The 12,991-nt window shown below is 53.6% G+C and carries 12 protein-coding genes; 3 read left to right on the top strand and 9 right to left on the bottom strand.

What is annotated here, in order from left to right; all coding sequences use genetic code 11:
- Positions 1 to 23: 23 nt before the first annotated feature.
- Together HY913_00150 and HY913_00145 are read left to right on the top strand one after the other, a co-directional pair.
- Complete coding sequence (locus tag HY913_00150; GenBank protein MBI4961664.1) at positions 24 to 386, top strand: barstar family protein; 363 nt, start codon at positions 24 to 26, stop codon at positions 384 to 386.
- Positions 387 to 449: 63 nt separating this feature from the next.
- A complete protein-coding gene (locus HY913_00145) occupies positions 450 to 1,121 on the top strand; it encodes a hypothetical protein (protein ID MBI4961663.1) in 672 nt (223 codons plus the stop codon).
- 843 nt (positions 1,122 to 1,964) lie between these two features.
- On the opposite strand, the gene HY913_00140 is transcribed toward HY913_00145, so the two are convergent.
- From HY913_00140 to HY913_00120, 5 genes are all read right to left on the bottom strand, one after another.
- Positions 1,965 to 2,549 (bottom strand): nicotinate-nucleotide adenylyltransferase, encoded by a 585-nt coding sequence (locus HY913_00140; GenBank protein ID MBI4961662.1) that lies wholly within the window; start codon positions 2,547 to 2,549, stop codon positions 1,965 to 1,967.
- 23 nt (positions 2,550 to 2,572) lie between these two features.
- Positions 2,573 to 3,061, bottom strand: coding sequence for a gamma-glutamylcyclotransferase (locus HY913_00135; protein ID MBI4961661.1), 489 nt, complete (start codon positions 3,059 to 3,061; stop codon positions 2,573 to 2,575).
- 400 nt (positions 3,062 to 3,461) lie between these two features.
- Entirely contained in the window at positions 3,462 to 4,748 is a 1,287-nt protein-coding gene (locus HY913_00130) for a phenylacetate--CoA ligase (protein ID MBI4961660.1), read from the bottom strand.
- A 23-nt stretch (positions 4,749 to 4,771) separates the two neighbouring features.
- Positions 4,772 to 6,523 carry a hydantoinase B/oxoprolinase family protein gene (locus HY913_00125; protein MBI4961659.1) on the bottom strand — a complete coding sequence of 584 codons (1,752 nt, stop codon included), beginning with the start codon at positions 6,521 to 6,523 and terminating at the stop codon, positions 4,772 to 4,774.
- Positions 6,520 to 8,625 (bottom strand): hydantoinase/oxoprolinase family protein, encoded by a 2,106-nt coding sequence (locus HY913_00120; protein MBI4961658.1) that lies wholly within the window; start codon positions 8,623 to 8,625, stop codon positions 6,520 to 6,522. Before HY913_00120 ends, HY913_00125 begins: the two co-directional genes overlap by 4 nt.
- A 171-nt stretch (positions 8,626 to 8,796) precedes the next feature.
- On the opposite strand from HY913_00120, the gene HY913_00115 reads away from it, so the two are divergent.
- Positions 8,797 to 9,126, top strand: a complete 330-nt coding sequence (locus HY913_00115; GenBank protein ID MBI4961657.1) for a TfoX/Sxy family protein — start codon at positions 8,797 to 8,799, stop codon at positions 9,124 to 9,126.
- A 108-nt stretch (positions 9,127 to 9,234) separates the two neighbouring features.
- Here the strand turns inward: HY913_00115 and HY913_00110 are convergent, their stop codons facing one another.
- The 4 genes from HY913_00110 to HY913_00095 form a co-directional block, all read right to left on the bottom strand.
- Complete coding sequence (locus tag HY913_00110; protein ID MBI4961656.1) at positions 9,235 to 9,399, bottom strand: hypothetical protein; 165 nt, start codon at positions 9,397 to 9,399, stop codon at positions 9,235 to 9,237.
- A gap of 817 nt (positions 9,400 to 10,216) precedes the next feature.
- Positions 10,217 to 11,239 (bottom strand): DUF4424 family protein, encoded by a 1,023-nt coding sequence (locus tag HY913_00105; protein ID MBI4961655.1) that lies wholly within the window; start codon positions 11,237 to 11,239, stop codon positions 10,217 to 10,219.
- A 31-nt stretch (positions 11,240 to 11,270) separates the two neighbouring features.
- Positions 11,271 to 12,716, bottom strand: a complete 1,446-nt coding sequence (locus tag HY913_00100) for a sigma 54-interacting transcriptional regulator (protein ID MBI4961654.1) — start codon at positions 12,714 to 12,716, stop codon at positions 11,271 to 11,273.
- Positions 12,717 to 12,869: 153 nt separating this feature from the next.
- The coding region (locus HY913_00095) for a transposase (GenBank protein MBI4961653.1) at positions 12,870 to 12,991 on the bottom strand (122 nt) is incomplete at its 5' end.

The following is a 12,991-nucleotide window of genomic DNA, read 5'->3' as shown; positions in this document are numbered from 1 at the left end:
AAGGGACATGGTCGACAAATGACCTGAAAAGCCTCGTGTCTCAACATGGGCTCGCATTTTTCTTCATTGACGGCTTGGAGATCCGCAGCAAGGATCAGTTTCTCGAGCACGTGGCCGGAACTTTGGCATTCCCCGAATACTTCGGCCATAACTGGGACGCTCTTGCAGACTGTCTGACCGACATGTCCTGGTATGGGGCCGACGGGTTCGTCATTCTCTACGCGGCGGTCGATCCTTTTGCCGAAGCCTCGCGAGAGGAGTTCGGTACTGCACTGGAGATCTTCAAGGAATCGGCGGAGTTCTGGCACGACCGGGAAAAAGTGATGATACTGCTGTTGTCGGGCTCGACCGAAAAGGTGAAAGGGCTGCCGGCGATCATCGTCTAGCCCTCTAGTTTCCCGCCCATATTCCCATTTCACGGCCCATTCGCAAGGGCCTGGGAGAATGCAATGCTCACAATTTCAAATGAATGGAGGCAAACTTATCCGGATGCTCGCATCGGCATCCTGGCCATGAACAACGTCTCCAATCCGGATTCTCATCCGATGTTGGACAAGGAGAAAGCCGATCTGGAAACCGACTTGCGGACCCTTTTCAAAGGCGAAGCGAGCCTCAAGTCCCTAGAGCCTATCAGAACGTACCAAGCATATTACAAGCGCTTCAGGAAGACTTACCACGTTCAACACCAATTGGAATCCGTGGTCTTCAAGGGCAAACCCATCCCCAGAGTGGCCGCGCTGGTCGAAGCGATGTTCATGGAGGAGTTGAGGAATTCGCTCCTTACTGCGGGCCATGATCTGGACCTGGTGCAGACCCCGATAGGAGTGGGCGTTGCCAAGGGTGATGAAAAATACGTGAGACTAAACGGGCAAGAACAGATTCTCAAAACCGGGGACATAAAAATATCGGACTCTCAAGGCGTAATCGGGTGCATCATCTACGGACCGGATCGGCGCACCATGATCAGGCCGTCGACCCGACGAGCGATGTTCGTGGTTTACGGCGTCCCCGGCGTGGCTGAAAAACCTATCTTCCAACACCTGCAAGGCATCGAGGCTAACGTGAAGCTGGTATCACCGGACGCACAAGTAGAACTGATGAAAGTGTTCGGCGGGGAATGAGGAGAAGCAGGGAGAAGAAGGAGAGGGAGAGGAAAAGGAGAAGAGGAAGATTTTCCGGGGAACCCTTTTTTCTGTAAAAAAGGGTTCCCCGGACCCCTCCCAAAAAACTCCATATTATTCTTGGTTGTTCAGCCTCCGGTGGCCGGAGGCTGAACAACCAAGAATGAATAGAGATCTTTTCAGACGCGGCAGGAAGATCCTTGTTTTACAGCAGTTCTCGAAAGCAATGACGGATTGACTTGTGGGTGCCACTGCTGGCTTGTCCAGCAGTGCGGTTCCATTCAGAAAGAACTTTCGAGAATCACTATAGGACGGTCCGTCTATCATGGTAGGCACCAATTCGGTCATGGCCGAGAACTGGGGTCCACCATTGTAGGGGCACGGCGTGGAGACTGTCTCAAGACCAATGAATACGACGGAATCGTGTTACGCGACGGGTAGCCCGGACGTTACTACGTCCGGGTCGCGAAGCGACAGGAGGTCTGGTGGCCGAACAAATTCTTGAACCTGCTATTTTCATCAATGAATCCATTGCAATACCACAGGTCCAGACCTCTTGTGCCTGCGGCACCCGGAGGCAGTAGCCTCCGGGCTACCCACCATGAGCCGCTGTGGTTCAATTCGTAGCACGATCTGAACCTTTCACCGACTTTTGAAACAGCCTTCGTGCCGTGCCCTTGTCTAAATAATTCAGCTTGGTCACTTGTTTGTTGGCCTCTTGGTATGGGATTCGGCCAGGCACCGACCTGGTTCCCAGGTCAGTGGCACCCAATATTTTCAACTTCCAAGGGGTGTTGGGTGCCACGGACATGCTAGAGCAGGTCTGCGCGTCTTCTTTTCATATTAGGCCTTCGCCCGCGAATCGGTAGGAGTTCGTTCTTCAATTCCTCGAAGCCGCTCGGGTATTCCCCACAGTATCATTAGCCTTGCCGTGCTCCGGGGAACCAGGTGTTCCCACGGTTTGCCTCGGACCATCAATCTCCTTACTTCCGCGGCGCATATGCCTTTTTCTTGCGGCGGCTTTTCCCACATGACCTCGGCTTTCAGCCCCAGCGACCGCAGCAGGTCCAGCTTACGCCTGCCCCACTTGTCGTAAATGGTCAGATAGAAGACCGCATCCAACGGGACATAATGTTGGTAAAGGTCAGGGAGGTTTATGGGAAAGGGCACAATTGAGAATTCCCGGTAATCCACCCCCGCGTCTACAAGGGCCTCGCGCAAGGTGACATACCGCTCAAAATAGGTGAGCGGATTCGCCGAGGGGTCGCTCCTCTCCGGGTTGGTAGAATCGTTTCGAGTTAGGGTCGGGTCCGGATTGGTGATACCGACCACCAGGTGTTCACAGCGGGCCTTGCCCGCCAAAATGTACTTCATGTGGTCGTTGTGTAAGACCTGGAACCGACCGTGGATAACGCCTGTCGTATCCATGCTGACAGCCACCTGTAGTCGGACTACTGTGCGTCCCAACCTCTGATCTTTTCCAAGTATTCTTCAGGGAAGGCCCAGAACTCCGCGGCTTCGAGCACGATTCTCTTATAATCGCGGGTGGGGCGCAGACCCCTGCTTGCGCCACGATTGGGATTTGCAGTATAGAGCCAAGCCATAACCGTTTCGCTGTCTGTAAGTCTTTTCACAGGCACGCGGCTGTCGCCTCGCGAGTAGAAGAAAGGGTGGCCTTCTTTGCGGTCGAACGCCTTCAACAACGAGTCGTCAAACTCGATGAGCACCCCCCAAATCGTCGAACCTTCCTTACGTTCCAGATTTGCTGTAGCCCCGCCCCTGCCCTGGGAATAGAAATTCCACACAAAATCATATCCCTCGAGAATCGCGGGTGTGGCATCCACAACCAAAGACGAATCATACCCTCCGCCTTCCAACCACGACCGAAGGTCGGACCGATTCATGTTCGAACCATAAGCAAAAGTAAAATCAGTGACCATGATGACCCTCCGAGAGAAGAGGAGATTTCCGGGGAGGCCCTTTTTTGCAAAAAAGGCCCTCCCCGGACCCCTCCCCAAAAAACTCCCACATATTTGTTCACGTGGTCTGAGTGCCTGTTCCCCGACCGGTTTCAACCTTCATCCAGAGGAGTCATTCCGGGTACGCGGAGATCTCTCCTCGTTACTGTTGACATCACCTAACAGATTAGATCCAGTCAAGTCATTTCGTCAACACCAGCCCCAGTGCAGGATTGTTTCTTGGATCGCCGGCTCCCAACTTACTACTGGCTTTCTCCGAAGCCACGAGTTTGGTGGCCATAATATTTAGGAGTTTTTGGAAGGGGGCGCGGGGGAAACTTTTTTGCAAAAAAGTTTCCCCCGCAATTTCCCGGCCCTGCTATTACTCTTCCCGCTTGTCAAAAACCCGTTTGGTTTTTCTCTCGCTCCTTGGCAGCGACAAATAGGGCACCACTTCAACTTCAGGCGTAACCAGTATTTTTTTCCTCACGGCCTCCTTTACCATAGTGCGGATACTGGAGTCCGTCCAAGGATCGGCGTTAAGGCTTCGTTCCACCTTGAGGGTCATTGTGTCCTTTCCATCCGCGCGTTCCAGGACGACTTGGTATTCACTCCCTATGCCGTTGAGTTCGCTCAAAACGCTATCAATCTGACCGGGATAGATATTGACCGCACGCACGATGAACATATCGTCGGATCGGCCAAGAATACGATCATGCCTTGGGATGAGCCGGCCGCAAGCGCAGGGGCCCGGCTTCAATGCGGTAAGATCACGAGTCCTATATCGTATGAGAGGCACTGCCTCCTTTCGCAGCGTGGTAACGACCATCTCCCCTACTTCGCCTTCGGGCACCGGCTCCAGAGTGTCGGGGTCGAGGATTTCCAGAATGTAATAATCCGCCCAATAGTGCATGCCGTCGTGAGCGGAGCATTCAAGCCCCGTGCCCGGGCCGTAAAGTTCGGTCATGCCGGGAATGTCGTACATGTCGGAGAGATTGAGCAGACTTTTTATACGGTTCCTCATCGCGTCCGAAGAGCGCTCGGAGCCGTAAATCATCTTCTTGAGCTTTATCCGGTCGCTCAGGCCGCGACGCTCAACCTCTTCCGCGAGCAGCAAGCCCATTGAAGCTGTACAACACATTACAGTGCTCTGAAAATCCATGAGGAATTCCATCTGCATCTCAAGGTTTCCCGGACCCGCGGGCACGGCCAGTGCCCCAAACTTCTCACATCCAAGCTGGAATCCCACGCCGGCTGTCCAGACACCATACCCGACGCAGATCTGCACCCTATCTTCGGCTGTAAGCTGGGCCATTTCATAGCACCGCGCGAAAAAATCGGCCCAGTCATCAATGTCCTTTTGTGTGTAGCACAGGACCTTCCTCTTGCCAGTGGTCCCGGAAGAAGCGTGCAGCCTGACCACCTGACTCATGGGCACGCAGAGCAACGGAAAAGGGTACCCTTCGGCAAGGTCTTTGGACGTTGTAAACGGTAGGCGTTTCAGGTCATCCAGGGTCTTGATATCTTTCGGAGCCACTCCAGCGCCCTGGAGCTTCTGCCGGTACGCCCGGGAGCCGTTGTACGCATGATTGACGGTCCATTGGAGGCCCTTGAGCTGAATTTCAGCAAGCTCTTCATAGGATGAATACGTGGGCATGAAGGATCTCATACTGTAACTCCGCGGGGGATTGCTCACCCATTCCCAATAGGTCTGGAGGATCTGAGTCTCTCTGTTTCCGCCCTGTTCACCGCAAAAGTCTCGGGATCGACCACAACGCCGTAATCTCCGGCCGCGGCTTCGAAGGAGATTATTCCATTGCGCACTTCTTCGGCCACTTTCGCTTCAGGTCTGAGGAACGGATCTCCGTAACCTCCTCCGCCACCCGCCTGCTGAAAATAGGCCGTCCCTTTTGGGACGCCTTCAACCAAGTCCTTTGTGGTGCATAGGTACTTCCTGCCGTCCGGATAAGTAAGCTCTATCTTGTTCAGGGTGCCTTCCATGCCGCCATGCGCGCCGCGAGCGGGCTCCACGTCACCATCACCAAACGTCACCACCTTGGTGATGTCAGAACCGATAATGAATTCGGTTTCCACGCCCAAACCGCCTCGCCACTGCCCCGCGCCGGCGGAATCCGTCCAATATTCATGCTTGACCAGGAGATGTGGGGTCTGCTGCTCGAACATTTCATAATCCTGGTCGAGCACGCCGCCGGACGCGTCGATCATGCCGATGTGGTCGTATCCGTCCACACCCTTGATCGCCCCTGAACCGCCTTTGAGTCCCATGAAACCTATATCGACATACGGCGTGCCCTTCCGGGGATCAATCCCTGTAGTGAGCGAACAGAGCAGTTCGTTCCATTCAGCGGTTACCCTGTCCGGGATCACCGGGCCGAGCGCTCTCATGATCGCGTCGGCATTGTTCGGGCACAGATGGTTCCCATAAGTGGTTGCTGCGGGATATGCCGCGTTAAGGATCGTCCCTACAGGAATGATAATCTTGATCGGCCTCACCATACCGTCGTTGTGAGGTATGTCGGGATTGACCATTTGCAGGAAAGTGAGAATGGTTGCCGACGCGCTGGAGGTATAGGTTCCGTTGACGAAACCGTTGGTTTGAGCGTCAGTATCCGAATAATCGAACGAGATTTCATCGTCATCAACCGTTATCTGGACTCTGATCTCATATTTGGAGCCCGGATTTTTGCCGTCAAAGTAGCAAGTGGACTCACCGCTGTACGTTCCCGTTGGTATGGTGCGAATCTCAGCTCTCATCATTTTTTCCGTCGAGTCGAACAGGTACTCCTTGTGCCTTTCGAAACTGTCCAATCCATATCGTTCTATGATTTTGAGCAGACCGCGTTCGCCGACAACGCAGGAACCAATTTCAGCCCGCATGTCTTCAGCCACGATATCAAGGCGGATGTTCGCAAAGATCAGGTCCCATACATCTTTGCGCAATCTTCCTTTTTCGTACACCTTTACCGGAGGAATGCGCAGAGCCTCTTGCCAGACTTCGGTCGCGTTGGGATTGTACCCGCCTTGCACTGCGCCGCCGATGTCCGCCTGGTGGCCCTTGCACGCGGCCCATCCCACGAGGGTCCCTTCCCAGAAAACGGGCTTGTACGCGGCCACATCATTGTTCTGATTGCCCATGGAAAAGACATCGTTGTGGAAGATCACATCACCGGGGTAAATTTCATCGCCGAAGTAATCGACTATGTACTGACACACAGGTCCCAGGGAAAACGATAAGATGGGGAGGTTTTCAGTCTGTTCGAGCATCTTGCCCTTCGCGTCGTAAAGCCCGGTGACGAAATCTTTGGCCTCGCAAAGGATCGGGGATCGGGTCGTCATGGTGAGAGCGATGCTCATTTCTTCCGTGATGGACTTGAGGCGGCGCTGAAGTATGGAGACGAAGACTTTGTCGATTTCCCGGCTCATGACAGGATCCTCCTTTTCACGTCTTCCTCCCGTTCCTTGAGGTACATGGTGAAGCTGCCGAACCGATCCGTCAGCACGTTGAACTCCGGCGCGACGAAGGTAGTGGTGTTGACCTGTTCAACGATCGCCGGCCCTTCGATTCGATTGCCAAAATGAAGGGCCAGACCGTCAAAGACGGGTATCTCCTGGAATTGCTTCTGGAGGGGAAGATACACGTTACGATGTCTCTTGTAGGCCTTGGATGCGTCCTCGCCGGCAGGCTCCTGTTCCTGGAATCGGGGCTTTTCCGTCCGTCCGATACAAACCAGCCGCATGTTGATCAATTCTATGGGCGTGCCCTGCTCTTCCAAGGAATAGCCGTAAAGGCTGTTGTGAGCCGGGTGGAACCTTCGCGCCATGGCTTGTATGTCGAATCTGTCTACCTCGTGGGGCGTTATGTCGACTTCAACCTCGTGGTACTGCTTCACGTACCGAAGATCCAGCGAGTATCTGTACTCGATATCCGACTCCACAATACCTTCTGTGACCAAAAGCTGCTTCCCTTCACGCTTCATCTCATCAAAAAGGCGCCCGAAAATCTGAGGGTCCGCGTCCTTGAGATTGACAGCATACGTTCTGACGAAGTTGTGCTTCAAATCGGACATGAGCATGCCCGCCGCGCAGAAGATGGACGATTCCCGCGGTACGATCAAGACAGGATTCTCCAGTTCCAAGGCGATCATACAAGCATGATTGGGCCCGGCCCCGCCTGCCACAACCAGCGGGAAATCGCGCGGGTCTTGGCCGTGCTTCACAGCCACTTCTCTTACGGCCGCGGCCATATTGACGTTGATCACACGGTACATCCCCGCGGCTGCTTCGTACAGATCGTACCCCATTCGTTTGGCGATTTTGTCTTCAATGGCTTCCTTCGCCCGATCCGGATAAAGAGGCATCCTGCCCCCCGCGAAAAAGGCCGGGTCAAGGTATCCCAGGACCAGGTCCGCGTCCGTGCATGCAGGGTCTTGTCCACCGAGACCGTAGCAAGCCGGGCCGGGGTCCGAAGACGCGCTCTGCGGACCCATACGAAGCAGCCCGCCTTCGTCGATCCACCCGATGGAGCCGCCTCCTGCGCCGATGGTCACAACGTTGAGCATGGGTAGAGCCAGTCTCAGGCGGTTGATCTCCCCGACCGTGGTAGTCAACGGAACAGCATCCTTGATCAGGGCGCAATCGAACGATGTCCCTCCCATGTCCATTGTTATGCAATCGCGGTATTCCTGGATTCCGGAGTAGACAATCCCGGCCACAGGTCCGGCCGCGGGCCCCGAGAGCAGCGTAGTTGCAGCGTGGTCCATGGCGAACTTGGGGGAAATGACTCCTCCGTTGGACTGCATTATCAGCAGGATGTTTGGAAATCCCGCGTCATCGAGTTTATTAAGCAGGCTCTCCAAGTATCTTTTCAGGATCGGACCCACGTAAGCATTCAGCACGGTGGTGGAAACACGATCGTAGAATCGTATTGACGGCAAGACATCCGTTGACACGGACAAATAAGCATCGGGCATGCTTTCACGAACAATCCTGGCCGCTCGTTCCTCGTGCTCCCTGTTGGCGAAGGAGTTCATGAAGCATATGGCAACGGCTTCAACTCCTTCTTTGCAAAAGAATTCGGTCCCCTTTCGCACATCGTCTTCGTTCAGTGGGGCGATGTCGTTCCCCGCGTAATCCAATCGCCCTGTTACGGGAAGTCGTCGGTAACGGGGCACCAGGGGCTCTACATTCGTGTATCGGTTGTTGTACTGCTCTTCCCGTATGCCGCGCCGCATTTCGAGCGCGTCCCGAACCCCTTTCGTAGTAAGCAGTCCGGTTTTTGCCCCACGGTATGTGAGCACCGCGTTTGTGGTTACCGTGGTGCCATGAACGATCACTTCCACAGCGGCCAGAAAATCCTTCAGGGTCATTCCTTCGTCCTGAGCCATCTCGGAGATTCCCTGCATGGTCGCGATGGATGGATCTTTGGGAGTGGACAGCACCTTGTAAGTTCGGGATTGACCGTCGGAGCGGGTCAGCAGGAAGTCCGTGAAGGTACCGCCTACGTCGATGCCGATCTTGTAGTTCATGGTAGCCTCTTGGTTCTTGCGGGAAAGATTCTGTGCAAAAAAGACGATGTTATTTAGGGAGTAAGAATATTAGAATGCAGCTATGACATTGTCAATGTTGAAGGGATGCGAAGAGGTAACCTTTCTCTTTCGCCGGCCAATGGTCGGTTCTCTGTCATGGGAGGTGAGTTGATGCCATACGATGAAGCACTCGATGCACGAATCAAGAAGATTGTATCACGCTGGAAAAACACCGTAGACAAGAAGATGTTCGGCGGAGTGTGCCATTTGGTGCAAGGAAATATGTTCTGCGGTGTTTACAAGGACTTCCTGATCCTGCGCCTGGGAGAGGATGAAGCCAAGGAAGCGATGAAACTGCCGTTTGTCAAGCCATTCGACATCACAGGCCGACCCATGAAGGGATGGGTGATGGTGGCCAGTCGGGGATTCGAGAATGACGAATCCTTGAAACAGTGGCTTGAAAAGGCGCGAAAATTCGCCCGAAGTTTACCTGCAAAATGACTAGATTTTGGCCGCGAAACCGCCCAACCGGTCTCCCCAGCTAAGGTTTACCCGTGTGCCCGCACGTTCGTGTCGCGCCTCGGGAATCTCACATCCCGTGGCAGAAAGTCATCGATTGACCTCGGATGAATCCCCGCATTTAGAGCAGTCTTTAACTATGCTGCCTCCCTCATCGTAACAACTGCCTGCTTCCCACGGCGACTCGAACTTTCTGCACGAGGCATCAATGCAGCATCTGTATCTGGTATCCGGCGGACCTATGGATTTTCTCATTGGCGGCCTCCTTCAAAGCAAAAGTTAGCTCGGCCTTTTGCCCGAACTCCTTACAAGAAACAATAGACACGGCTATTGGGGAGTCAAGGCCCGGGCCAACCCTTGCACCGTTTCGCTGTCCCACCCTGAAAATGAACGCGAAGAGGCACGGTCCAGGGCATTGGCAACGCACAGACGGCGGGCACAGCCCGCCCTACGAGAGGCGTATCGTCCAATCGTAGGGCGGGCCGTGCCCGCCGATTGCGGTCTTAGCCAACCTATGACCCCATTTTCGGACATTTTTTGCGGCAATCAATATGTACCGATCCTATGTAGGGGCGCTTCGAGAATGCTCTCTCAAAATCGAATTTCAAACAGGGATCGTGCCACGAATTGGACGCGATTGCAGGTGTTGGGTAGCCCGGAGGCTACGGTCTCCGGGTGCCGAAGGCACAAGAGGTCTGGACCTGTGATACATGACCGGAATCAATGCGAAAAATAGGGGCTTGGACGATCAGTACGGCCAATAGACCTCTTGTCGCTTTGCGACCCGCGGGTAGGACCGGCATCTTGCCGGTCATCCTAATAGACAGGCTGGAAGCCTGTCCCACCGAACGTCCGGGCTACCCGGTCTCGTAACACGATTTGTCTCGTGCCTTGACTTTGGAGACAGCCTTCGAGAAGTACCCTGATTTCGGGCTGTTCTCGTACCGCGCCGTACCGACGGCCCGAGGAAATCATCGGTTTTGAGACCGTGTCTCTAAGGTGAGGCCCGCCCGGCCGTGCGGTAATCCGGTGTAATACTCGATCTGACCGGCACGAACAGCCAGGCAACCCGTCATTTAACCTCCCCATCCACAGTGTAGAAATATACGACGAGTTTATCAGGCGGGACAAAATCCTTCTGAACAAATTCATATGTCGTAGGGCTAATTTTTTCAGGCCTGCCGGGAAAACAAACTGACACGAACTGGTCCGGTTTTTCCTTGATCAGCCTCAACTTGAATTCCCCTATTGGTCCTTTCCAGTTGCGCCCAGTGCCGAGAATGTATTCAATGCTGACATAACTCACGGAAACCGAATTTGCGCCTTCGGCCACAGCCACCTTAACTCGATTTTCAACCGCGCGCTTCGTGGCCTCATCAAGACAGTCTTCATCTTCACGTTCTTCAAGCTTCCCTGAGAAAGAACTCCATAAATTGGCCACACTCTTCTTAAACTCTTCTTTGGCACCCCCTTGATAAGGTATCGTCCACCCACCACCAGCCCCAGGCTCATATTCGTGCTCCACAATAGTTTCCTTATGGGTAGGAAAGGTCATTTCCCAATAGAGGGTATGAGAGATCGACCAATCGCCGAATTCTTCTCGTGGTTTCCTCAGTTTTTCTAATAAAGGATCCAAATTTTCGTAGGAAACCTCAAAAAAGATTTCTTTATCAGACAAACCTAATTTGCGTAACTCAGCCGTAATGTCGCGGCCATCTACGACAGCCTTGCGCTCATGCTGTGTGGTCAAAAGTCTGCCGTTCACCAGAACCTTGAAGGTTTTCAAAATGTTACTACTAAATGCGACAGGGGAATGATAGCCCAGAATAGGGTCTTCAGGAGACACCGGAAACGCGACTGTAGTATGGGTATCCTGGTCGGATTCGTTAAGGAATCGATATTTGACACGTACCTTGGTTGGGGATATTTCCAGAACTTCCTCGAGCATCCGGATATGCTCGTTTTTAAGCAGTTCTATCCCGCCCGCGCCTAAACGAGCAGTGGAATCATTGGCAAAAACTTGAGATGTGCAGAGCAACACGATTCCGACGATTGCGGGCAGGGGGAATATGGTAAACATCTTAAGCTGTGGCATTTGGTGATCTCCAACTCCGAATTGATGAAAGTCAATCGCAGGCGATGCCGTATTTTTTCATCTTTTTGTATAGAAGGGTCCTGTGAATTCCCAGCAATGCCGCCGCGCGGACCTTGTTGTTGTCGGCCGATTCCAGTGCGTACACGATCGCGTCTTTTTCAGCTTGACCCTGCACGTCCTTCAGAGAAAAGCGATCCGATTCGGAAGCCCCTTTGCCGCGTCGGGACAAATGGAACGGTAGATCGCGAATACGAACCGAGTCTCCGTCAATGGAGTTGGCGATTCCTTCAAGGACATTGGACAACTCCCGCACGTTACCGGGCCAATCATATCGGGCCAGCGTCTTGGCAGCTTCGGGGTCGACTTGGATTTCGGGGAGAGGCGGTTCTCTTACGATCTGCTGCAGAATATGGTGTGACAGAGGAACAATGTCCTCTTTGCGGTCTCTCAAGGGAGGGATATGCAATCGTATCACATTGAGTCTATAAAAAAGGTCTTTTCTGAATCGTCCATCTGTAATCATCGCGTCCAGGTCCTGATTGCTCGCGGCTATAAGACGAAAATCAACACGAATGAGCGAAGTGCCGCCAACCCGTTCAACCTCTTTCTCTTCCAATACCCGCAACAGCTTGGGTTGCATTTCGAGCGGGAGGTCTCCTATTTCGTCTAAAAATACCGTGCCCCGATGTGCCAGCTCGAACTTGCCCGGTTTTCCTTTGTAAAGCGCTCCTGTGAAAGCGCCCTGCTCGTAACCAAACAGCTCGGATTCCATTAGGTCACGCGGAATAGCCGCGCAATTGATGCGCACAAAGGGATACAATCTCCTGGGACTGGCGTGATGGATCGCCTGAGCGAACAACTCTTTTCCAGTACCTGATTCCCCGGTTATTAGGACGGGCAGGTTGGTTCCAGCGGCCTTGAGAGCTTCCCTTTTCAGATCCTGGATAGGCTTGCTCGAGCCGGCAATGCTGTCAATGGTGTACCGAGTGGAGCGCAGCGAAATAAGCTCCTGTTCGTACAATTCCACTTTGGATTCCAACATGGAGAGCTTTTTGGCCAGCTTGCTCAAGTCTTTGACATCCTTGAACATCACCTGGCCAAAGACAGCGATAACCTTGCCGTCTTTTTTGATGGGAATGCGCTGGACGACCATGTCCTGGCCCCCGATGCGCTGGGTAAGGTTGATCTCGGCCTTTCCGGTCTGGGCGACTATGTGCATCCGGGTGTTTTCGACGACCTCGGTGCAGTGTTTCCCGATCTGAACCCGCGGATCGACCCCCAGGAATTGTCCGTACGGGGTATTGAAATGAGTTATATACCCCTCGACGTCCGTGATCATGACGCCGTTGTAAATGCTGTCCAGAATCAAGTTGAGCAAGTCAATTTCATGGCGCGTTGAGGGAGCTTCCAAGGGAGCCTTACCGGCGGTATCGGTTCCAGCGCCATGTCGCGGCGGGCGGGATTGGTCGCGGGCCATGCCAGCGCCTCCTGTATCTGTCAGGCGACATGTATCCGGTTTGACACACCCATTCTATAGTGCGCGGGCAAAACCTGCAACGAGAATCATTCTGGCCGCTTAACTCCTCAGTCACGCGGGGAAATCGCGGGCCGTGTGTCATTGCTGTACGTGTCAAGTAATTCGTGGACAAGACTCGAGGAATTCTAGGGGAGTTTTCCCCCCTAGGGCTTGATGCGGTCTTAGGTTGTTGTAGTAGTAGATGTACTGTTCGAGTTCCTTTTTGAACTCTTCTT

Origin of the sequence: Desulfomonile tiedjei, from assembly GCA_016212925.1 — a bacterium.
Taxonomy (GTDB): domain Bacteria; phylum Desulfobacterota; class Desulfomonilia; order Desulfomonilales; family Desulfomonilaceae; genus JACRDF01.
This window is presented reverse-complemented; position numbering and strand designations above follow the sequence as displayed.